16 protein-coding genes, 1 tRNA gene, 1 other RNA gene and 1 pseudogene are annotated in these 23,243 nt (G+C 45.6%); 10 read left to right on the forward strand and 9 right to left on the reverse strand.

Going from position 1 to position 23,243, the window contains the following annotated elements:
* Positions 1 to 2: 2 nt before the first annotated feature.
* The 3 genes from Q365_RS0110385 to Q365_RS0110395 form a co-directional block, all read right to left on the reverse strand.
* Complete coding sequence (locus tag Q365_RS0110385) at positions 3 to 1,103, reverse strand: amino acid ABC transporter permease (RefSeq protein ID WP_028023285.1); 1,101 nt, start codon at positions 1,101 to 1,103, stop codon at positions 3 to 5.
* Between the two features lie 3 nt (positions 1,104 to 1,106).
* Positions 1,107 to 2,312, reverse strand: coding sequence for an amino acid ABC transporter permease (locus Q365_RS0110390; protein ID WP_028023286.1), 1,206 nt, complete (start codon positions 2,310 to 2,312; stop codon positions 1,107 to 1,109).
* Between the two features lie 82 nt (positions 2,313 to 2,394).
* Positions 2,395 to 3,423 carry an amino acid ABC transporter substrate-binding protein gene (locus Q365_RS0110395; RefSeq protein WP_028023287.1) on the reverse strand — a complete coding sequence of 343 codons (1,029 nt, stop codon included), beginning with the start codon at positions 3,421 to 3,423 and terminating at the stop codon, positions 2,395 to 2,397.
* 554 nt (positions 3,424 to 3,977) lie between these two features.
* Between Q365_RS0110395 and Q365_RS0110405 the strand changes: the two genes are divergently transcribed.
* Both Q365_RS0110405 and Q365_RS26410 read left to right on the forward strand, forming a co-directional pair.
* Positions 3,978 to 4,068 (forward strand) — tRNA-Ser (locus Q365_RS0110405).
* A 44-nt stretch (positions 4,069 to 4,112) separates the two neighbouring features.
* A non-coding RNA gene (locus Q365_RS26410) (RtT sRNA) lies at positions 4,113 to 4,258 on the forward strand.
* A gap of 464 nt (positions 4,259 to 4,722) precedes the next feature.
* On the opposite strand, the pseudogene Q365_RS27155 reads toward Q365_RS26410, so the two are convergent.
* Positions 4,723 to 4,863, reverse strand: a pseudogene (locus tag Q365_RS27155) (AraC family transcriptional regulator); the annotation flags it as partial.
* An 855-nt stretch (positions 4,864 to 5,718) separates the two neighbouring features.
* Here Q365_RS27155 and Q365_RS0110425 point away from each other — a divergent pair.
* The 3 genes from Q365_RS0110425 (at position 5,719) to Q365_RS0110440 (ending at position 10,415) form a co-directional block, all read left to right on the forward strand.
* The gene (locus tag Q365_RS0110425; RefSeq protein ID WP_028023291.1) at positions 5,719 to 6,399 is read left to right on the forward strand and encodes a DUF1963 domain-containing protein; all 681 of its coding nucleotides are present in this window, start codon (positions 5,719 to 5,721) and stop codon (positions 6,397 to 6,399) included.
* A gap of 115 nt (positions 6,400 to 6,514) precedes the next feature.
* Complete coding sequence (locus Q365_RS0110430) at positions 6,515 to 6,889, forward strand: nuclear transport factor 2 family protein (protein WP_028023292.1); 375 nt, start codon at positions 6,515 to 6,517, stop codon at positions 6,887 to 6,889.
* Positions 6,890 to 7,559: 670 nt separating this feature from the next.
* Complete coding sequence (locus Q365_RS0110440; RefSeq protein WP_028023294.1) at positions 7,560 to 10,415, forward strand: hypothetical protein; 2,856 nt, start codon at positions 7,560 to 7,562, stop codon at positions 10,413 to 10,415.
* A gap of 257 nt (positions 10,416 to 10,672) precedes the next feature.
* On the opposite strand, the gene Q365_RS0110445 is transcribed toward Q365_RS0110440, so the two are convergent.
* Entirely contained in the window at positions 10,673 to 13,447 is a 2,775-nt protein-coding gene (locus tag Q365_RS0110445) for a glycoside hydrolase family 3 protein (RefSeq protein ID WP_028023295.1), read from the reverse strand.
* A 170-nt stretch (positions 13,448 to 13,617) separates the two neighbouring features.
* Here Q365_RS0110445 and Q365_RS0110450 point away from each other — a divergent pair, with 170 nt between their 5' ends.
* A complete protein-coding gene (locus Q365_RS0110450) occupies positions 13,618 to 14,505 on the forward strand; it encodes a helix-turn-helix domain-containing protein (RefSeq protein ID WP_028023296.1) in 888 nt (295 codons plus the stop codon).
* 53 nt (positions 14,506 to 14,558) lie between these two features.
* On the opposite strand, the gene Q365_RS0110455 is transcribed toward Q365_RS0110450, so the two are convergent.
* From Q365_RS0110455 to Q365_RS0110465, 3 genes are all read right to left on the reverse strand, one after another.
* On the reverse strand, positions 14,559 to 15,710 hold the full coding sequence (locus Q365_RS0110455) for a M20 aminoacylase family protein (RefSeq protein WP_028023297.1): 1,152 nt from the start codon (positions 15,708 to 15,710) through the stop codon (positions 14,559 to 14,561).
* Positions 15,711 to 15,766: 56 nt separating this feature from the next.
* The gene (locus Q365_RS0110460; protein ID WP_028023298.1) at positions 15,767 to 16,750 is read right to left on the reverse strand and encodes a DMT family transporter; all 984 of its coding nucleotides are present in this window, start codon (positions 16,748 to 16,750) and stop codon (positions 15,767 to 15,769) included.
* A 64-nt stretch (positions 16,751 to 16,814) separates the two neighbouring features.
* Positions 16,815 to 17,981: a M24 family metallopeptidase gene (locus tag Q365_RS0110465; RefSeq protein ID WP_028023299.1), complete on the reverse strand. Its 1,167-nt coding sequence runs from the start codon at positions 17,979 to 17,981 to the stop codon at positions 16,815 to 16,817.
* 340 nt (positions 17,982 to 18,321) lie between these two features.
* On the opposite strand from Q365_RS0110465, the gene Q365_RS0110470 reads away from it, so the two are divergent.
* From Q365_RS0110470 to Q365_RS0110480, 3 genes are all read left to right on the forward strand, one after another.
* Positions 18,322 to 18,993, forward strand: coding sequence for a helix-turn-helix transcriptional regulator (locus Q365_RS0110470; protein WP_028023300.1), 672 nt, complete (start codon positions 18,322 to 18,324; stop codon positions 18,991 to 18,993).
* 23 nt (positions 18,994 to 19,016) lie between these two features.
* Positions 19,017 to 19,409: a RidA family protein gene (locus Q365_RS0110475; RefSeq protein ID WP_028023301.1), complete on the forward strand. Its 393-nt coding sequence runs from the start codon at positions 19,017 to 19,019 to the stop codon at positions 19,407 to 19,409.
* 79 nt (positions 19,410 to 19,488) lie between these two features.
* Complete coding sequence (locus tag Q365_RS0110480) at positions 19,489 to 20,649, forward strand: diaminopropionate ammonia-lyase (RefSeq protein WP_028023302.1); 1,161 nt, start codon at positions 19,489 to 19,491, stop codon at positions 20,647 to 20,649.
* 86 nt (positions 20,650 to 20,735) lie between these two features.
* Here the strand turns inward: Q365_RS0110480 and Q365_RS0110485 are convergent, their stop codons facing one another.
* Positions 20,736 to 21,380 (reverse strand): hypothetical protein, encoded by a 645-nt coding sequence (locus Q365_RS0110485; RefSeq protein WP_028023303.1) that lies wholly within the window; start codon positions 21,378 to 21,380, stop codon positions 20,736 to 20,738.
* A gap of 500 nt (positions 21,381 to 21,880) precedes the next feature.
* On the opposite strand from Q365_RS0110485, the gene Q365_RS0110490 reads away from it, so the two are divergent.
* On the forward strand, positions 21,881 to 23,236 hold the full coding sequence (locus tag Q365_RS0110490) for a type VI secretion system protein TssA (RefSeq protein WP_028023304.1): 1,356 nt from the start codon (positions 21,881 to 21,883) through the stop codon (positions 23,234 to 23,236).
* Positions 23,237 to 23,243 lie beyond the last annotated feature (7 nt).

Genomic DNA, 23,243 nt, shown 5'->3' on the forward strand with positions numbered 1-23,243 from the left:
CTCTATCGCTTGTGACCAGTGTGGAGTTTGTTTTCTAGGTAAATACTGTAACGGGACATGCCGAAACAGAAAATCCAGAACACCAATGCCACAAACACATAGCTTTCCGTCGCGAAGCCTAACCAATTCGGGTCGGTATTCGCAGCCTGACCAATACCCAGAACGTCAAACATACCAATGATGAGGACGAGGCTGGTGTCTTTGAACAGACCAATAAAGGTGTTAACAATGGAAGGAATGGTGATTTTCAATGCCTGAGGCAGAATGATGAGTCCCATTTTCTTCCAGTATGACAGGCCTAGCGCGTCAGCCGCTTCATATTGGCCTTTAGGTATCGCCTGCAAACCACCACGAACCACTTCTGCCATATACGCTGCTGAGAACATGACCACACCGATCAATGCCCGCACCAGTTTATTCGTTTCTGATTCGCCAGACATAAACAGCGGCAGCATCACAGAAGCCATAAACAGGACGGTGATCAGCGGAACGCCACGCCACACTTCAATGTACACAGTACATAGGCTGCGGATGATCGGCATGTCTGAACGTCTGCCTAAGGCTAGCATCACACCAATTGGCAATGACACAACGATACCAACGATGGCGATGATCATGGTGATCAGCAACCCGCCCCAAAGGTGTGTTTCCACTTTTGGCAAGCCAGCAACATCACCGAAGATCAAGAACACGGCCATAAACGGGAATGCGATCAGGAATGTCAGAAGTATCCAACCGCGTTTTGGTGTGCGCTCATAGATCAAAAGAGCGGTGAAAATCGCCAAAATGGCGTAGAAAAGCTGAGGACGCCAAAGCTCTTCTTGCGGATAGAAACCAAACATAAACTGATCGAAACGTACGTTGATAAATACCCAACACGCACCTTCTTTCGAGCAATCCTCTCTGGATGTTCCAATCCAATCTGAATTGATGAATGCCCAATCAACAACAGCCCATAACCCTTGAACGGCGAGAAAAGCCAGAACCAATGTCATGATTGAGTTGAGAGGGGACGAGAACAAGTTCTGACGCATCCAGCTAATCGGTCCTACCGTACTAGGTGGTGGCGGCAAATCTGGTTGAAACTCATGTTGTTTAGCCATGGGTTACCTCTCTACCAGCGCGACTTTGGCGTTGTAAATGTTCATTAATAACGCAGTCAATAAACTAAGCGTTAGGTAAACACCCATTGTCATTGCAATAATTTCAATAGCTTGCCCTGTTTGGTTCAGCGTTGTACCAGCAAAAACCGAGACCAAATCGGGGTAGCCAATCGCCATTGCGAGAGACGAGTTTTTGGTTAAGTTCAAATATTGGCTCGTCAGAGGCGGAATGATGATTCGCATGGCTTGCGGGATAACAACCAATCGAAGTGTTTTGTTTCGCGGTAAACCCAATGCCATTGCAGCTTCTGTTTGGCCATGGTTCACCGCATTAATACCAGATCGAACAATCTCGGCGATAAACGATGCAGTGTATATAGACAGTGCAAGTGTTAGTGCCGCAAGTTCTGGGAGAATGGATATACCGCCGCGGAAGTTAAACCCTTTAAGTTCTGGGTATTCCAACGACACGGGCATGCCTGAGATGAAGAACGCTAAAACGGGTAAACCGATAATAGCCGCGAGAGAAATAGCGAAAACTGGTGTTTGTTCACCCGTTTCAATTTGTTTCTTTTTCGCAAAGCGAGCTAAACCAAAGCTGAAAATTACTGCCACAACCAGTGCAATAAGCATCCACACTGATCCCTCTTCGAAAACTGGGCGAGTAACAAACAAGCCTCGAACGTTAAGGAATATGGAATCACCCACACTGAGACTCTGTCTCGGAGAGGGGAGTGCTTGTAGTACTGCGAAATACCAGAAAAAAATCTGAAGCAGAAGAGGGATATTTCGGAAGATCTCGATATAGATTGCAGCGAAACGGTTTAATAACCAGTTTCTAGAGAGTCTCGCGATACCGACGAGGAAACCCAAGACTGTCGCCAGCGCAATACCGAGTATGGAAACCAACGCTGTGTTTAATAGGCCAACGAAAAAGGTTCGACCATATGAGTAGGTTTCATTGTACTCAATCAGTGTTAATCCAATCCCAAAGCCCGCTTCTTGGCTCATAAAGCCAAACCCTGTTGCAATACCGCGCGCGTCTAGATTCGTCAGTGCATTGTTTACGATGTTGTAAACGAAAAACACTAAGGCAAAAATAGCTACGGCTTGAAACACCACAGAGCGAAACGTTGGATTGTATATTAGACTTTGCTTTTTCTCAGGGCGAGTAGCCGATGAGTTAAGCGAATTCTCTTTAGATGCCATACAGCCGCACCTCTATCCTTTCACGTTAAAATAAGGGGCACAGAGTTGTGCCCCACAAGTGCTATACGTAAAAACGAATAGATTAGCGAATTGGTGGCGCGTACATGATGCCGCCGTTATTCCATAGCGCATTCACGCCACGTTGAATGTTTAGCGGTGAGTCAGTACCAACAGTACGTTGGAAGCTCTCATCGTAGTTACCAACTTGCTTGATGATTTGGTAACCCCAATCGTCGTTCAAGCCAAGACCTTTACCTTTAGGACCATCTTGACCAAGAATACGACGAATGTTTGGATCTTTTGATTTCAGCATTTCATCAACGTTCGCTGAAGTAATGTTGAACTCTTCACCATTGATCATGGTGTTCAGTGTCCACTTAGCGATGTTGAACCAGTTGTCGTCACCTTGACGAACAACAGGGCCTAGTGGCTCTTTAGAAATGATTTCAGGCAGAACTTCAGCGCTGTTTGGATCAGCCAGCTTGATGCGTGACGCATACAGGCCAGATTGGTCAGTCGTTAGCGTGTCACAACGGCCAGATTCAAATCCTTTAACAGTTGCATCATACGTATCGTAAACCACTGGCTTGAACGACATTGCATTCGCACGGAAGTAATCTGAAAGGTTAAGTTCAGTTGTGGTACCTGATTGAACACAAACAGAAGCGCCATCAAGTTCAAGTGCGCTGTTCACGCCCAAGTCTTTTTTCACCATGAAGCCTTGACCATCGTAGTAGTTAACGCCCACGAAGTTCAGACCCAGAGTACCGTCACGTTGTAGAGTCCACGTAGTGTTACGAGACAATACATCGATCTCACCAGATTGAAGTGCAGTGAAACGCTCTTTCGCTGTAAGAGGAACGTACTTCACTTTACCTTTGTCACCGAGTACTGCCGCGGCCATTGCCTGACAAAACTCGACATCAATACCTTCCCATTGACCTTCTGCGTTTGGGTTAGAAAAGCCAGGAAGACCGGTGCTGACACCACAGCTCAGTACGCCCGCCTTTTTGACTTTATCCAGTGTGCTTTGACCTTCTGCGCTAGCAGTGCCAGTGAAAAGCAGTGCTGAGATAACTGCAAGTCCAAATGTCGACTTTTTGGAAACCATACCTATCAATCCTTTTTTGGTTATAACTGGTTGTTACTCATGGACAAGGTTCAAGAGAGGCAAGTAGCCAAAAAATGAAGAGAACCTTGTAAAACCACGGCAAGTTGGAAATTAACACGCGGTTAACATCAACAGTATAGGAGTAGTAGCCTTGGCTGCAAATTGAACAAGTAAGAGGTGTGACCCATGCAATGATCTTGACGAATTTGTTCATTTTCTTGATTGAAAGTGTGAACAAGTCAATCATGTAACACATTGTTTTTACTTTATTCATTAGTCTCACTATCCTGTGAATATGCAACCTGCCGCTACATTGACAATTCCTCTGAGTTTCTGTGAGTTTCCCTGATGACCAGAATATTGTGTTGCTCTTGATGAGATGTTTATGCATTTTTTCAAGAACCCAATTATTTAGTTTTGGCTAGGTGGTTGAATACAAGCCCCATTCTGCTTGTGATATGTGCATGGTGGCGTAAAAACACTCATTCAAACGAAAATGCATAATTAGTGGGTTTACAAACCCCACGTCGAACATTAGTATACGCCCCAACAACGGAGAGATGGCTGAGTGGTTTAAAGCACCGGTCTTGAAAACCGGCGTGGGTTTATAGCCCACCTAGGGTTCAAATCCCTATCTCTCCGCCAAATTAGAAAAGGCCGCTGATAATTCAGCGGCCTTTTTGCATATTTAAACCTCGAAAAAGATAGGGTTGCAGAATCCTAGGCAGGGTTCAGCCGAGCGAAGCGAGACAACGTTGCCCCGACGCAGTCGGAAAGGCGACGGCCCGAAGGGCAAGGGAGCGCAGCGACCGAGTAAATCCCTATCTCTCCGCCAAATTAGATTAAGCCCGCTCAGTGAGCGGGCTTTTTCGTATCTGGAATCTGCCTCAATTCAGATAGGGGTGCAGAATCTTAGGCTGGGGGGACGCCTAGTCTTCAGCCGAGTGAAGCGAGACAACGTTGCCCCGACGCAGTCGGAAAGGCGACGGCCCGAAGGGCAAGAGCGCGGCGACCAAGTAAATCCAGCTTTTGTTGTTTCCTTTGGCTTCGCCAAATTAGAAAAGGCCGTTGTTCTTGTGAAAGATACAGCGGCCTTTTTTATGCTAGCGATGTGATGTTATCTCGGGATTTGTAAATCCTTGAGTGTCTGAATCATGCCGATAGAGATAGAATCATTTAAAGGAATTTCTGGTCATTACGAGCAAAAACATACCAGCCACAATTTGTTATGTCGGTTAGACGATACACCGTCATGATTTCATGAACAAAATTCTCACGCTTCTCATTTCATCCCTCGGCCATAGCCATTTTGTCGATTAGCGCTTTTGGCAGTGAATCCACCTCGATGATGGTAATTTTATTGGGGCAGGTGACGGCTGTGCAATCGAAATACAGTGAATGATAAGCGACCACATTGGTCATCAAACTTCCGTGTTGGGTGCGCTTTAAAATCTGGGTGTTATTCTTGTAACCTGCAAAGTAATAACGATAGCAACGACGCTATTCGTTCAAAATATATCTGTTTAATTGATAGAGTGGTTAGTGAAATAACCCTATATCAAGCACTCAAAACAGTCTGGCACAACAAACCACTGAGAAGCTAGAAATGCCTCAATATCCGGTTTTTTCAATAGCTAATGGATATGGTGAAGATCTTTAATTTTTAGCTAAGGATGATTTTATCCTTCAATTCAGATCGCAAGAACTCAATTAAATTAACTGGTTTGAAAAAGTTATATGATAAATTTCATACTTATACGCGGACTGGTCTAGTGAGAGAGCCTGAGACTAAACGCGTTGTTTTTCTTCTGCTGAATTGTGTGTAATAAGAATCATGAATAATTTTCGAGTGTTTCTAGCAATTGTAACTTTTATCATTAGTTCGTACTTCATTGTTGATCTGATTATCTCTAGCTTTGATTGGCTATTGCTTTTTATCAGTATTGTTGGTTTTGCGTGCTCCCATTATTTGTGGCCACCAAAATATGATAAAGACAGTTCATGGTATGACGTATTAGAAGTGTTTGTTGATTTTCCATTTAGAGCAATTTCGTTGTTCATACGAGGGCTTGGTAAGATCTTTAAAGATACAGGTTCTGGCTTGGATTTTTAGATTGAAATAATAAGACCGTGAACGTAAAGCCGCGTTAACCTCAGTGCTAATGAGGCTGGTCTTTGGCTGCGGGGCTATCGCGCAACGGAGGATGTGCTTTGGGGCCCTGAGGGTGAATTGGTTTTCGTCAAAGCGGCGGCATCAGGGTAATGCCTCGTGAACATTCTTTTGGAGGGTAAAGGATGCCCCTGAAATCAAACCTTAAATTCGAGCAAGTTAAAAAACCAATTGCTGAACCTATTTCAAAGTTTGGCGGACAGCCAAACTGGATATCTAAGCCCGAGTGGCCCTTAGATTCTTGCGAAGATAAGCAGATGCAATTTGTCGGTCAGATTGAACTAAAAGACAAACTCTTTGGTGATACGTTCGGAAAGATGGCATATATTTTTATTGATTGTGATGAAGAGGGGCAAGGGTCTTGGGAGCCTGACGCTGGTCTGAATGCGGTAATTGTGCAACCCGGTGACAACAAAATTAAAACTGTTGCTCGTGCCACTGGCCCAGCATGCCCTGTTAATCATTTCCCGATAGACTGCGAAGTTGACCAAGAAGGTTTAATTGAATTCAAGGTGCTGTTCGACTATATCGAAGAACCCGAGTATTTGAACGATGAGCAAATAGGGTTGATGATTGATAACGACGAAGATGCCTATGATGCTTACGCAGAGGAGATGGAGCCCTCTAAGATTGGAGGTAACCCGTTCTTTATCCAATCAGAAGAGATCCCAATTGCAAGTGATTGGAAATTTCTGTGTCAGTTGAACGAAGGGGAGCTCCCTATATGGGTGAACTTCGGTACAGGTGTCGCTTACGCTTTTATCGATGAAAAAGGTACGTTTGGTAAGCTGTTGTGGCAATGCTAGCAATAAGCCCGTTGAAATGAGAAGGCCTTGCTTTGAGAGCGCTCAACATGTCGCGCATGCAAAGGAATAAACGGCATCGGGTATACGAGGTTGTAAAGAATCAGGAGATATAATTATGAAGTCCAAATTAGTACAAGAGGTTATCAATGCCGAAAAGCGACTAAAAGCTTCGATGGTGAGTTCGAATGTTGAAGCACTGGGCGAATTGCTTGCTGATGATTTGGTATTCATCAATCACCTTGGGCATAGAGTTTCGAAAAAAGATGATATTGCGCTTCATCAATCTGGCTTGCTGTCTATCACATCGATGGAGTTAAGTGATCTACAAGTCGAACCTCATGGTCACTGTGTGTTTGTTTACGTGAATGCACAAATTTCAGGGACATACGATGGAGCAGATGCCAATGGGCGTTTTGTGTTTTCAAGAGTTTGGCTTGAAAAAGAAGGCAAACTTCAGGTTGTATCGGCCCATTCAACAATGCTTCTATAACAAGCGTTTAAGACTTCAATTTACGTTTCCCCCTGAGTGAATTGTGTCTGGGAGAGTTCGCTGAGCTTTTTCTTCAACGTTGGTTAGCCATACTTCTATGCTTATGAGCCATGCTTCATCGCTTTCTTTTGAAAAATATCTGACTAATCCCCCCAAAGAACAAGCCGCGAGTATTCGCCCATCGTTTTACTGATTTAATTTTCCGAGACCGGACATTTTTATTTTTATTACAATTCAGCTTGTTTAATTTTAGCTCATGCTTTTTTATTTGAAATGGCTGAATGAACAGCCAGAAAGTTAGAGTTTGACTCGTTTTTAAGATATCGATGAAGATGAAATTGTACATATGGTTGAACTCCAATAATCACAATTATTGAGTATCTACCAAGAGTTTAAATGTAAATTAAATGTCTGATATGGTTAGTTTATTTTGGTTTTTGGCGCCTCCCTTCGCTGTTAATGCGAGAGCGTATATCTAATTATTAATACTTCATGTCGGATAATTTAACAATAAACACTAAGAAAGTGTGGTTTTTATTCGATGGATAGAAGCACCTAAATGCATATGTTAGCGTTGAGTAATTAGTGACTTTTATATTTTTTTGCGTGTTTTTATTGGAAATAAAAATATGCAACTTAATGTTTATATTTAAAGGAATGGATGAGTTCGATGCTAGGGAATATTAAGGTTAATTGCAGCATAAGTATTGTTGCGTTGTGTTTAGGGACGGTTGGGAACATTGCTTATTCACAAACGCATGATTCGAGTATTACCACACCGGCAGTTTCTGCCGTTACCCCAGAAGTGCCTGCAATTATTCTTGATCTTCCTGTTCGCAACAATTTCCTAGATACCGAGGATAGTGAGGAAAGCAAAGGCGGGCTCGCGTATCCGCATATGCAGCCTTACCGCGTTACGTCAGATGGGCGTATTGGAACCAGCGTTAAAGGCATACACGGATTCAAGTTTTATCACATTGTCCCTGAAAAGTTGGATACCCATTTATTGCTCTCAGAAAGAGGCTTTAAAGGTATCGAAGAGCGCGCGATCGAAATACCTACCGCCGAATTGTTTTCGGGTACTGGCATCAATCGGATTGGGGCTAAAACGATATGTGAGAAAACACCAACGAACCCTACTGCTGATGGCAATGGTAATGATGTTTATAACATTACCGTTGTCGGGTTGGGTGAACGTAATCGCAATTCCCCACTTTCGTTCGTGAGCCACGACTTTCGTGTTGTTATAGCGAATCCAAAAACCGCTAACGCAAGAATTTTGTCGGTGGAATCGGTAGAGGGATCTGATGTTATTGCACCTCTCCCTAGCAGTATTTGGGGTCAACGCCCAAACAGCTATTTCGAACCCAATGTGACTGCTGATGGTATGTTGTATCTCGTCAGATTTACGAGAGGCAATGGACTTGCTTGGGATCTAGAAGGGGATCCTGGGCAAGGCTCTGAGCGCGTTATTTATACTTACAATGCTGAGAATAATCAGCCTTGTGATGTAGAAGCGTGGGCGAAAAGGCCTTTCCCTGTGACGCATGCATTTTTCGATGAGGCAATTAACCAAAAATACGGTTTTGCACAGTATCAAATGCGCGATCCAGAAGGGAATTTCTTCTTAGACGGAGAGCGTTCGCGAGGCGCATATCCGTATTTAGGGCTGCGTGGTGAGATGCTGTTTATGGAGTATGGCGACGACACGCTTCATTACACAGATGAGTCAGGTAATTTGAAAAGCCGTTACCCAACATCTTGTGGCGATCCTACGAGCACCAATCTTTGTCGTCTCGATCAGCAAGCCAACCCTGTGCAATATATAAGGCGCTACGAGATAACACAGGCAGACCGCGCTGTTGTTGCCGTTGGTTTGTGGACCCATGGAAAAATGGTCGAGTTGGATAATCTGATAAACCACCACGACTATGGGATGAATGACGAGAATTACCAACACCTGAACGTTGGGCTTTATGAGCCTAATACCGGAGAGGGCGATTCACCCGTCAATACCGAAGGTAAAGTGCTTCTTGCTGCGAATAAAATCAAGAGAAGACAAAGTACCAATGCGCCTGACCACTTGAATTACGACATCATTACGGGTGCACAATTGGGCTCAATGGAGCATCGCTTCAACTACCTTCCAAATATGCGCCCGATTACGCCGCGTGACATTGTGTGGCAGATGAGCAAAGGGAATGGCGTCACTACTGAAATGGCATTCGATGATTTTATTGATCCCAACGTCATGATTTATGCGCCAATGAATACCACCTTTGTGAAGCAAGGGGTTGATGACATCGTCCACCAAAATGGGTTTGGCTTCAGCGAAAATGGCGGTGGTAAAGGGTTTACTGAAACGGTGCATTTTCAAAATGCAGCAACGGCAGATCGCGATGCGAGAGCTTCGGATCCCAATCTGCGCCCCCAGTTTTTCAATATTCCTGAATATGGGGTGGGCATAGGATCGATGCGCATTGAACCTGTCGCGATGGGCGGTGTGAAAGGCAAAGGTGCTTGGCTTGATGGGACTAATGAGGGGATTTCCTTCAATGTGGAAAGACAAAATCGTAGTGTCCAAAATGATATTTGGTATTACGGTGTGTTTTTTGACCCGCGATCAAATCGAGAATCTCGCTTACTGACACTGCCAAATAAAGCGTATGTGACGGTTGATGTTGGTCGCGGCCTGATCAAGTTGAAAAAACGCAATGGAAATGTGGTTCAGGCTTTGTCACTAAGCCAAGAGGTGTTGAAACAGAAAAACTGGACGCACCTTGGTTTGAAGGTGTATCCCAGCAGAATTGATATTTTTATTAACGGGAACTTGGTTCAGCGAGTCACGAGACTCGCCGCGAGGGACTTCCGCCTGAAAGACCGTGATCTACCTGGTAATTTGCTTCTAGGTGCATCACGAAACAAAGTGCCGGCATTTAAAGGCTGGGTGGACGAGTTGAAAATGATTCGATTGCAATCCAATACATCAATGGAAATGACCTGCGAACATGCCAGAGGCACCTTGGTTGGCTTGGATGATAGCTATAACGGTGAATTGAATGTGCTTGCGATGGGAGAGGGTTCGTTAGGTTTGGCCGCGATCGACAGGGAACTGAATTCAAACGGTTTGTCACAGCAGAGCAGCAATCGCTATGCGTGCTACGTCGATTACACCAATCATATCGGTGCAAACCTGGCGCAAATTCCAGAGGCATCTCATTCACTTCGTGATGCGCTTTTGGTGCCGGCGCATGAGAAGTTAGTGTTTGACGATATCCGCCCTGATGCGACAAACAATACGTTCTGTACCTCATGTCATGTAGAAGGCCATCCAATAACCCTTGATGTCAATAATGCGTTAGGGGCGCGCTCAGCGTTGTTGCAAGATGATCCTCGTCGTCAGCCAATACAACAATTGCCGAGGATGTTCGGTGTTATCCCCGCTAACATGTTCGAAAATGGGCCAAATCAAAACCTTGATGCAGGCGTTGATGGCATCGAGACCGATGAGTATGTTAATCACTGATTTGTCGTTCCATTAATCTCAATAGCCGCTGATTTTGAACTCAATTTCAGCGCTGTTGATGTGGACGGGTGTGGATGCTGTGGGTGAGGTATTTTCGTTTAGTGGTGCTGATGTTTTCGGTGTCGCCAAGGGCAATACACGGGGCTTATTTGCAGCACCACGGCTCAAGTGCCAATGTATTGTTAAGTGGTTACACACAAAAAAGCGACCACTTGAGCGGTCGCTTTGGGGTGTTCTTCAATTTGAAAGGCCGTTGATCAGGCCTTAGTAATGGTTATCTCTTCTAGCACCAGACCCGGCTTAACGAAATCGATATCTAATACGTAGAAGCCAGGTTGAAGCTTCACTTGCAGCCCTTCAACCGTCACACGTTCACCGTCAGTGCCATTTGTGGGTAATGTCATACCAAATTCGCCGTTAAGAAATAAGCTACATGCTGATTGGGCGAGCGAATCTCGGTCAAAATGCATCGCACTTCGGAATTGATAAATGGCGGCTTCGCTTACCTCAAGTGTTAGCGACTTATTCACGTTGGTATGTAGGCTTAAAGTTTGTTCTGCACGATGACTTGAACCTTCGGGGGCTTGGTCTAAAGCGGCAAAGGACTTTATTGGTTCATAGGCTTTAAGTGGGCGCTCCATCGCTGGTGTCGCCATGATGAAACGACAGATATTCATCGCACAACGCTGCAATTCACCAAGGGTTAACGTGTTATCGGCTAACGCTTGTAACGTGTTGTCACCCATGATATTCGATTCTGCGCCGTTGTGCTCTACCACCATATACAGGTCGTTTTGAGCGCGCAGCATGAAAGAAGTGAATGTTTTGCTTTCTTGCCCTGCGTTGATTGGGTCATTCATTTTCGCCCACCAATCCGTCATCACAATGCCAGTGAACCCCCATTCATTGCGCAAAATGGTTGTATTCAGGTCATAGTTGGATGCCGCCCAGTGACCATTGACTGGGTTGTATGAGGTCATAATGGTGGATGCTTGGCCTTCCTTGACGGCAATCTCAAAAGGTTTGATGTGGATTTCTCGAAGGGCGCGTTCAGACATAATGCTATCAACATCGACACGTGCCGTTTCTTGGTCATTTCCAGCAAAGTGCTTGATGGTCCCCGAGACGCCCGCATTGGCTAGGCCTCGAGTTTGTGCTGCTGCCATGATCCCAGTTAAGAAGGGGTCTTCAGAGAAATATTCAAAGTTACGACCATTCAATGGATGTCGATGAATGTTGATGCCAGGCCCTAACAGAGTATCAATCTGGTTAGCACGCAGCTCATTACCCACTAAGTAAAAGAGCTGTTCGTTCAATTCTGTATTCCACGTACAGCCAAGTAATGTGCCAATTGGCACTTGAGTGGCTTTGTGACCGCTATCCATACGAATGCCTGAAGGGCCATCGGCAGCAGCCACCGCCGGAATTCCTAGGTTAAATAAGCAATCGGAAAGGCCACCAAATGCAGCCGCGGTGCCCGGTGTGACCTTTGGGCTACACATGCCTTCGCCACGAACAATCATGGCAAGCTGTTCTGGTGACATTTGCGCGACAAAATCGCTCAAGCTCGCTTTGCCTTGTTTTACATCGATCAATTTAATGCCTTGATCGCCGACTATCTCGAGTGTCGTTGGCATGTTTTCTTTAACACGTTCAGCCAAAGAAATGGTGCGTACGGACACCGATTCAAGGCTAGATTCGTATACGCCGCTCGATTTTTTGCTGGCGGGTTTGATGCGATCAAACGAATGAATCGGTGCACACGCTTCACTTAGTGACTCAACCAGAATTAACGCGTCTAAATGATAATCCGCACTAATGGGTTCTGCATGGCGAACGCTGCCGCCCAAGTAAAATTGGTAGGTGCCCGGTTCAATCACATAGCTGTGGCGGTGACCTGTCTCGCCGCTGTCATCATAAGAAGCCAACATACTTGCGGGCACGGAAATGTTTACAGTGTCACTTTGGTTTGGTGCGATAACGTTGGTTTTAGCGAAGCCGATTAACACTTTGGCGGGTTTGCCTAGTCGACCTTGTGGGGCTTCAACATAAAGCTGAACCACTTCTTTACTGGCGTATTGATTGCCGATGTTATTCACGTTGATTTCGAAACTTAGCAACGCCTCTGCGCCTTCACCTTGAATCGAGAAACCTACCAGCTCGTGACTAAACGCGGTATACGACAAACCTGCGCCAAACTCAAACTGGACGACCTCAGGTTGGAAGGTTTCAAAATATCGGTAGCCGACATAGATATCTTCAACGTAAATGTTACGGTCTTTACGTCCGAAATTGGCTGATGATGGGTAGTCAGAAAGTTGAAGCGCAATGGTGTCGGTTAAGCGACCACTTGGGGATTGTTGGCCAGATACGATATCAGCGAGCGCATGACCGCCTTCCATACCCGCCGCCCAGCTATAAAGAACCGATTTTATCGATTGTTTGTTTTCCAGTGTGTTTAACCACGACATATCCATGATATTGGTGACATTCATCACCACGATAACGTCCGAAAAGTGACGCGTCACTTTGGAGAGCATGTCGATTTCATGATCAGTTAAACGATAGCTGCCTTGTTCATCAGCGTTATCCTGATCTTCTCCCGCCGTGCGTCCAATAAATACCATTGCTTTATTTGACTGCGCAGACGCGTTGGCGACGAGATCATCTGATAGGGGCATTTCTTTTTGAAACCAAGGCGCAGATGCCCAGCCGCCGCAGCCGTTATCGAATGGATTGTCGGCGACCCAATCTTGATAAACAGCCACTAACTCTTTATTGATAGTAATCGCGCTATTGGCTCTAAATCCCTCGAGGATATTGACTGCATATGGGACATTCACGGCACCTCCTGATCCTGTACCACTTCGATAGGTGTCAATTTGGCAACGCCCAAACAGAGACACCACATCATTTTCCTTCAAGGGTAAAATCGAGTCAGTGTTTTTTAAGAGTACGACACCTTCTGCCGCAGCTTGGCGGCTGACAGGGACGAGGTGGCTTTGCGCATCCATAATTTCTTTTCTGTTCATATACAATCACACAACCGTTTTAGTCTTGCTATCGTCATTATCAGTATGGCAATTAGCGGGATAATGTCGTTGAAAACAAGAGTGAAAATTCACGTTATTGATGAGAAATAGTATACTTGCGGAGTGCGTGAAACTACCAATATGGCGACCAATAAAAGGAATCTAGCGACATGAGTGTCGTCTACCAACTTAGATCACATCAAAAACATAGCCACCTAAAATTCGCTTATCTAGATGGCCATCATCACAGCGATTTCGCGGCGCATAAGCATGATTTTTCGGAGTTGTTTTTTGTCACAAGCGGAAGTGGAAAACATACGGTGGCAGATCACGAGTATCCGATACGCAAAGGCGATGTGTTTGTGATAAACGGCGATATCGAGCACGGCTTCCGTGATGTGAAGAAGCTTGAAGTTGTGAACCTCATGTTTGATGCGAAGAGGCCTTTCTTTGAGCTGCCGTCTATGCGTCAGTTACCGGGCTATCAGGCAATGTTCAAAATAGAACCCATTGCTAGGCAAACCACTGAATACAAAGCCAAATTGACCCTAGATAGACAACAACTGTTTGAAATCGAGCACTTGCTGACTGTGATTAAGACAGAATACGAATCATATCAACCTGCTTTTGAGGTGATGCTGACAAGCTCGATGCAACAATTAGTCATTCGTCTTGCACGAATATATCAAGATAGCAGCAGCGATTTACCGCTTACGACGATCGCCTTGAGCCGCGCCCTTGTGTTTATTGAGCAGCACTTTACCGACGCTGGTGTGAACAGCGACACGATTGCCAAAGCGGCATTCATCAGTAAGCGTCAATTGGAAAGGTTGTTTCGTCAGTTTATGGATACGTCGCCAAACCAGTACTTGAAGCAGGTTCAGCTCAACTATGCAGTAAAACTCTTAGATAACGATAGTGATCTGACGATTCAGTCGATATCAGAGAGAAGCGGCTTTTCAGACAGCAATTATTTCTCAAAGTGTTTCAAGCAGCAATTTGGATGCAGCCCTAGAGGATATCGGAAACTGGCTGTGGCGGCAGAGAAGGGTGGCTAAGGCAAAAAAAAGCGCCCGTAGGGGCGCAATGTTGTAGGGAGTTTCTGTTATGGTTATTTGGATAACTGGTCTTCAACCAGTGTCTGCCAGAACTGAACGCCTGACATCAGAATCTCGTCGTTGAAATCATAATGCGGATTGTGCAGGGCGGTTCCGCCGCATTCGCCAACACCATTACCAACTAGAATGTAGCAACCCGGACGCTCACGAAGCATGAATGAAAAATCTTCACTGATCGTGAATGGCTGACATGCGCCATTGACCTTGTCTTCACCCGCTACTTTTACTGCCGCGCGCACTGCGTGCTCAGTTTCTTCCGCACTGTTGATTGTCGAAAGGAAGCTGTTGTTGAAGTGATACTTGTACTCCACGCCCGCAGACATGCATTGACCTGCCACAATACGCTCAATCGCTTTTTCAATTCTATGCAGCGCTTGGTCGGTAAAGCTGCGTGTATCACCCTTAATGGTCACACGGGAAGGAATGACGTTTACCGTACCGTTGGTTTTGAACTCAGTGACTGAGATAACGGCGGTTTCATCGATCGCACTAAGGTTGCGCGACACGATGGTCTGCATTGCTGTCACGATCTGCGCGCCAACAACAATTGGATCGGTGCCCATGTGCGGCATGGCAGCGTGGCCACCCGTCGCGATGACTTCGATTTCAAAGCTACTTTCGCTCGCCATAAGTGAGTGAGGGCGAGTCGCGAAATGACCAGCAGGAATACCTGGCAGGTTGTGCATGGCGTACACCGCATCAATATTCCAACGTGTAAACAAGCCGTCGGCAATCATAGCTTTTGCGCCTACGCCGTGCTCTTCGCCGGGTTGGAAAATAAAGTAAACGGTACCGTCAAAGTCTTTAGTTTGAGCCAGTTGATGTGCTGCACCAAGCAACATGGCTGTGTGGCCATCGTGACCGCAAGCGTGCATGACGCCTTTGTGTACTGAGCAATGCGAGAAGGTGTTCTTTTCTTCGATATGTAGCGCATCCATATCGGCACGGAGACCGATAGAGCGGTCGCTGTTTCCGCACTTTAGAATGCCAACAACACCGGTTTGACCAATATTTCTGTGTACTTCCAAACCAAACTCTTCGAGCTTGTTTGCGACCATTTCTGATGTCAGCACTTCTTCAAAGCCAAATTCAGGGTGTTTGTGAATGTGACGACGCCATTCAGTAACGAGTTGTTTAATGGTCATGGTGTTCCTCATGAAAATTTGGGCGCTGCGTGAGTCAGCAGCGCCACGTAGTTAACTTATGCTTTTTGTACTACTAATTCTTGATGAGCGTCTTCACTCGTGGCTTTTTTAGATTCGTATTTATTGAACATATAAAGTGCAACGACAATAAGAGAAACAATAATTGTTTTACTTAATTCCATTTGCTCACCTAGCGTGAGCACAGCTACCAGATATCCGACCATAGGCATCAGATTTAACATCATTGTTGATTTTTCAACGCCGATACGCTTGAAAGAGTAAAGTTGTACCAAGTAACTACCACCTGAAATACCTGTTCCAAGGAATATGAGCAGCGTTAGAAGTAGCGGGCTTGAAAGGATGATACTGATTTGAGTCAGATCTAGCCCCATGACGAGTACAGCGATGAATCCTGTGATGGCGACTGCAATGTATTGGTAAAGCATGGATACTACAGAGCCATATTTCTCAGCAAGGCTTGCTCGTAAATGTGCAGTCCAAGCCAATGAAAGCATAGATATTGTCACGAATATGTAGCCTAGGAATGGTGTACCGCCTTCTATAGTGTTGGTTGGTCCTACACTCATCGCATAGATACATATAGCAGAGAAGGTAAAGGCCCCCCATTGCACTTTATTCATTCGAAAATTCATGAATAACATACCGAAAAAGACAGTGGCAAAAGGCTGCATTCCTTGAATAACACCATTCTCTGTTGCTCCAATATGAGAAAGAGATAGGAAGTTAAATAGAGAAAACATGCCTTGTCCAACAATCCCACAAAGTGCGATTTTGAAAATGTCTTTTCGATCTATTTTAAGCGATGAGCCTAGATCGGCACTTAAACTTTTCTTTCGAGATGTAATGAGGAAAATAATGGACAATCCAATGACAGCGGTTACATATCTAAAAAACACAAGCGTCATTGGGTCAACAGCCATAGATAAAGGCTTCGAAACTACGCCTGTTACCCCCCAAATTACAGCAACAGATATCGCAGCCATCCACCCTAGAATATTATCTTTTGCTGATAAGTTCATTGCGTTTCCCTTCTTGTCCATGGCTACGATACTTGCAGCCAAATTAGTCGTTTGAGTTCATGGGTTATTTGATGATGATCAGCTCGGGTTCAGCGCGCTCACTAAGCCACTCTGCACCATTCTCAGTGATCACAATGTTCTCTTCGTGCACCATTGATTTGCCCAGGGCGTAAACCATGCCCGGCTCTAGCGTCATGACCATGCCCGGTTTCAGTACAGTGTTATCGGTTGCGGTATTTGATGGACGCTCAGTCAGCTCCATACCCAGACCGTGACCAAGGCGACCAACGTCGTTACCTAGAGCACCGTTAGCTTCCAGTACTTTCCACATTGCGTTGTAGATGTCAGAGGTGGTTGCGCCAGGACGAGCGGCTTCAAAGCCTGCCGTTGTGGAATCGTAAACCGCGCGGTAAGCGGCTTTAGTTTGCTCGCTTGCACTGCCGAACGCCCAGTTGCGGTCGAAGTCAGAGAAGTAACCATCACGTTTTGCGCCCGTGTCGATGATCAGAACGTCGCCGTCTTCGATGACTCTGTCAGTTGGGCCCATGATGATACTGTCATAACCGTCAGGGCCAGAGCCCGCAATGATGTAAGGACATTCATCAGCACCTTCTAACAGCATATCGATACGGAACTGTTTACAGATCTCACGCTCCGACATGCCCGCTTTCGCGTATTCAGGCACTTTTGCAAAACCGACATTCGTAATGCGGCAGATTTCTTTCACTTTGGCGATTTCAGCGGCTGATTTAACCTGGCGGATTTCATGCATTTGCAGTGAAACATCAACAAACTCTTTATTAACCATAGTGGTGAGCTGCAGATAGTTGTTCACTGGCATACGCAGGTGAGATTCAATCCCCAGCGTTGCACCGATACGGCCAAAACGCGCTGGAAGAGAGTTTAGGTACGCTGCAACAAGGCTAATGCCATCGTCTTCAGGGCGTGGAGAAGGCCAAGTAATGATGTTATCAATCCAAGTGCTCGCCATGCCGCTTGCGCCGATCTCAGGAATGATGGCGGTTGGCTTGCCTTCAGCAGGGATCACTAGGAACCAAGGGCGGGTAGGGCTGTGCCAGAACTGGGTAAAGAACCCCGTGAAATAGCGAACGTTTGGCTCGGTGGTCAGAATCATCGCATCGAGTTTCATGTCGCGCATCATCTGTTGAGCATGGGCGGTACGCGCCTCAAACTCAGCCACTTCAAAACCACGGGCCAGATAATCAATCATTGCTCTTTCCTTCTCTACTCATCGTCTGAAGTTACTCGTAGTGAACTGTAATTCGTTTATCGTTCACTTTCGGTAACGTTATGGCGAGCAAGTTTACGAATAATTCAGTTAAATAATGTGACCTCAAGCTCACCGTTAACTAAAGTGCACTCAAATCGACTTTGTTTGTTCATAAGAGTGATTTTGGTCAACATTTTTAAACTTTGGTGTAAGATTTAGTTGCTTAAAGCCTGAATTAGGCGTTCCATAGTTAACGAAACGTAATTTTAAAGGTTGAATGGTTTTCACCTTCATATGACAATGTAGTCAACTTATGTTAACCAAATAGACGACGGTGCCCATGGAAAGTATCAGTGAATTTTCGACCAAATTTACGCCTAAAGATCGCGACATGCTGCAGGCATATTTTCGGCTGGCGGACACTATCGCTGACTTCATCGGTCCTCACTGCGAAGTGGTTATTCACTCTTTTGAAAGCCTTGAGAAATCAGTGGTGAAGATAGTGAATGGTCATCACACAGGGCGAGACGTGGGTTCACCAATCACAGATCTGGGGCTTCGAATGTTAAGTGCCTTCGAAAAAACCGGGAATGTGACGCCAAATAGCTACTTTACCGAGAGTAAAGATGGCGCGTTACTTAAGTCGACGACATGCATCCTTGAAGGAGAAAACGGCCGACCGATTGGCATGTTCTGTATCAACATGAATTTGTCTTTTCCGTTCCCTGAAATTATTAAAACTCTGATGCCTGACATGGCCCACTCTGCGATGTCGGTCAGTGAGAATTTCAGTGCGAGCGCGAATGATGTGATCGATCAGGCGCTAAACCACGCCATTGTGGAAGTGGAAGCGGACGCCTCAATCAACCTTAAAGGAAAGAATAAAGCCATCACTAAGCTGTTGTTCGAAAACGGCATTTTTGAGCTCAAAGAAGCCACGGCAATTGTTTCAGAAAGGCTAGGTATTACTCGCCATGCAATTTACAAGTATCTGCGCGAGTTCAAGTCGTAAACACTTAAGTAAGAGATAGAGAAATGACAACTAAAACTAAAATCCACACTGATTCTGCGCCTGCTGCTATTGGTCCTTACTCGCAAGCTATGGCTTTTCAAGACCTGATTTTCACCTCTGGTCAGTTGCCATTAGATCCACAGACGATGGCATTCGTGGAAGGTGGCATTAAAGAGCAGGCTCGCCAATCACTGGAGAATCTTAAAGCGATTCTGGAAGAGTCTGGTGCATCAATCGACACCGTGCTGAAAACAACTTGTTTCCTATCTGACATGGAAAACTTCGTCGCATTCAACGAAGTTTATACTGAAGTATTCGGTACCGAGATGGCGCCTGCACGTTCTTGCGTTCAAGCGGCTCGTTTACCAAAAGACGCATTGGTTGAAGTAGAAGCGATTGCGTTCATTAAACGTTAATCCTTAAACACTCGTCTTGCAGTGGGGTACCTAGCTAGCGTGCCCCATTACGCCTCACTCTTGTCATGAAGTATCCGCCATGTTGAAAGTTTCTAAAAATAAGCACTTTACCGGTCAAACTAGCCCGATTTTCTCTGACAATGTTGCTAAGGAAGTTCGTGCCTTCCATAAACAGATTGAAGGTTATGCGCCAACACCTTTGGTGTCATTGCCGCAGCTGGCTCAGCGCCTTGGTGTGAAAACCCTTTTAGTAAAAGATGAATCTAAACGCTTTGGCCTAAACGCGTTCAAAGTGTTAGGTGGTTCGTATGCTTTGGGTCGTCAATTAGCTGAGCATCTGAATGTTGATATCAGCGAAATCGACTTGAAAACCGTGGCATCCAAATTGGAAAAACCACTGACATTCACCACAGCGACAGCGGGCAATCACGGTACAGGTGTGGCATGGGCCGCGCGTGAAATGGGTCAGAAAGCCGTGGTTTACATGCCAAAAGGCTCGCCACAAGCAAGTGTTAACCGCATTCGTGGCTTGGGTGCTGAATGTATCGTTACTGACGTTAACTACGATGACACTGTGCGTTTGGCGAACCAAACTGCAGAAGACAATGGCTGGATGCTGGTGCAAGACACGGCATGGGAAGGTTATGAGAAGATCCCAACATGGATTTCTCAAGGCTACATGACCATGGCTGATGAGGCGATTGAGCAAGCACAAGAAAAACCAACACACGTTCTATTGCAGGCCGGTGTCGGCGCGATGGCTGGTGGCGTGTTGGGCTATCTCGCAGACAAACTGGGCGCGGACACGTTCAAAGCGATTATTGCTGAACCTTCTGCGGCAGATTGTATCTTCCGTTCTGGCGACAAGGGCGAAATGGTTAACGTGACTGGCTCTTTGAGTTCAATCATGGCAGGCCTTGCTTGTGGAGAACCGAACCCTGTGACTTGGCCAATCTTGCGTGATTGCAGCCATAGCTTCGTGTCGGTAGAAGACAAGGTGGCAGCAACAGGTATGCGTATTCTGGGTAATCCTCTCAATGGCGACGCGCCGGTGATCAGTGGTGAATCAGGCGCTATCTGTATGGGCCTGCTGTACCTACTGATGCAAGAAGACAGCAAAGAGCATGCGCAAGCCTTGGGCTTAGATGAAGATTCTGTTGTCCTGCTGTTTAGCACTGAGGGTGACACCAACCCTGATAGATACCGTCGTATTGTTTGGGAAGGCGAACAAGCGCTGTAAATCTGGCAACACCATGATGCAACAGGTAATAGAAAAGGAGGCTAAATGCCTCCTTTTTCGTTATAAGACTCTTCAAAGAGCAACCACTATACCGGTTTGATATAGCGCGTTGGCGTCACATCAGGATTTAGAAGATATCGAATTCTTCGTCCGCTTAAACCTGGGCTCATCCCACCAATTTTCTGCCACGTAGACCAACCCAGCACGCCATCACTTCTGTCAAAGTGCTTATTCTGGTCTATATCGCCGATATGGTGTGTTGTCGTTGGATCGCCGACTGTAAAAGCATGGTCGGTTTGCCCACAGACAGTGTGTACGAGAGGTGCTTCCATTCTATCATCACCACAAAATGCATTGGCAGCCCGAATGACTTCTCTACCACGTAATACAGTGTCTCTTATTGGGCTGCTGGTCGCTATTGAGAGACTGTATTTAGGGCTACTTACGCCACAGCCATCTCTCAAAATTTCTAAAAGGCGGGTGGTGTGTGCGAATGCGTTGTTTGTGAAACTCTCGTCAAGGTGACACAAAACAACACTGTCTGAGTAGTCTTCCACAATGATCAAGCAATGACAGGGGCCCACACCTGTTGTGGTGAGTACGGTTTTGGTTTGGTCTGGGAATTTGTTTGGTTCAAAGCAAAATCCTGCATAGCCTTGAGGGACGATCAAAATTTTTCTTGCTTCATCCAAAGGCTTAGACAACCTGCCTGTTTCTTGAATCGTAATCATGCAGAAATATCCTTTTTAATCTGTATGTTATCAATAATTAGTGTCGAGTATCTAGCTAACCCTACGTTTCGGTTTCATATCTATAAATCACAATGCTACTCACTCTAAATCCCAAAGGATTGTCGAACTCATAGTATGAGCAGAATTTTTGCAGTGAAATGCTTTGCGGGTCGAATTAAGTGATTTTAGAAAACCAAAAAGCCTATATGTGACTAATGCATCAATATATTGTAACCTTATCGTTTCATTTGTTTCAAAAATTGGATCAAATTCCTTTTTATGCTACAAAAATCAACATAACTTTGGTTGTTAAGAAGCGTTTTAGTTTGAATTGAGATGTACTCAATAAGCAAACAAGTTAAACACCTAGAAGCACATCACATTGGAATGTAAACCTTTCAATTCGTGGGTGTTTACAAGTTTCTAATTCGATGCATGACTTTAGCAAAATGACTTTGCTGTGAAAGGATGTCGCAGCAATACAGGGAAACTGCATAGGTATGATATTCACGGAAGACGTAAAAAAATCACTCTCATCGCCTATCTCAAGCGAGCAGCCATGCGGCAAATATCTCAAGGCTGACCGAGCAACATTCAGGCCGCTAAGGAATGAGTTTAATGTCGCTCAAACCGCACTGAGAAAGCTGGCTCAAAACCCCGATGAAGCCGAGCTGGATAATTTGCAAGACGAGAACCTGCAAGCTTGGAAGCAACTCGGAACGAGCTTAAAGAGCACGTTTGAAACAGAAAGTCGCGACATAGAACTCATCGGATGGATGCTCGCTGTTCAGCTTATCGTAGATAACAGCATCGATGGTGCATCAAATCTCATCGCTTGGTTAAACGAGCTTGTCGAGAATGATTGGGAGACGTTGAATCCCGTTTTGCCTCAAGACAAGTTGAAAGGCGAGGGTGATGAAGCCCAAAAAGAGCAGTTTGAAGCCAAGGTAAAAGCCTTTTTCCAGATATGTGGAGATAGCGAAGACAGCAGTCTGTTATACGCGCCACTTCTCATGCTGCCACTGGTTGGTGACATCACTTTCTTCCAGTATCAAAGCGCTGAGAACAAAGGCGGAGCTGCTCAGTTACGCCAGCAAGCAACCCAAGCACTTGCGTCTCAGAAAAGCCTTGTGCAGACGCGCACCGATAACCTGGAACAGCTATCCAAACTGTTTGTGTCAGTTTCGGAGTGTGTGAATAAACACACGCAACCGCTACTGGTTAAAGGCGTCAACTTTACCTTTGCCTTGTCTCTCATTTCAAAAGTTCAGAGTGCGATTACCTATCTCACTGGGCTTACGCCAACAAAAGAACATTCTGAACCTTCCAATAGCCAAGATTCCTCTAGCCAAGACAATCAAGAATCAACGGAAATGCCAGCTGGCAACAATGTTGCTCAATCAGCCAGTCAGCAGTCGGTATCTCACGTTAGTGTCTCGGTGTCCGAAACCGCAAGCTTCTCAGAGGCAGCGAAAATGAACAACATGAACCGAGACCAGGCATTCGTGCAGTTGCGCGAATTGGCAGAGTATTTCCGCGTCAGTGAGCCCCATAGCCCCGTGTCTTTCCTGTTAGAAAAAGCCATTCGCTGGGGCTACATGCCGCTGCCAGAGCTGATGACGGAGTTATTGGTAGGCAGAGAAAACGACCAAGACAAGATTTTCAATCTTATCGGCTTAGACAATGAGGAGAGAGTGGTGTTGCCAGAAGTGACATCAAGAACAACATCTCATTCTTCGTCTCAGCCCATGCAAAATTCCGTTCAGGAAAATGCTTCGCATAGCACTGATCAGAAGGAAACACCCAAAGAAAGCTCTAGTCAGTCCTCAACCGGCTCGGCAGGTTTGCGCTGGTAGGGTGAAA

Source organism: Enterovibrio calviensis DSM 14347 (genome assembly GCF_000621165.1).
In the GTDB taxonomy this organism is placed as follows: Bacteria; Pseudomonadota; Gammaproteobacteria; order Enterobacterales; family Vibrionaceae; genus Enterovibrio; species Enterovibrio calviensis.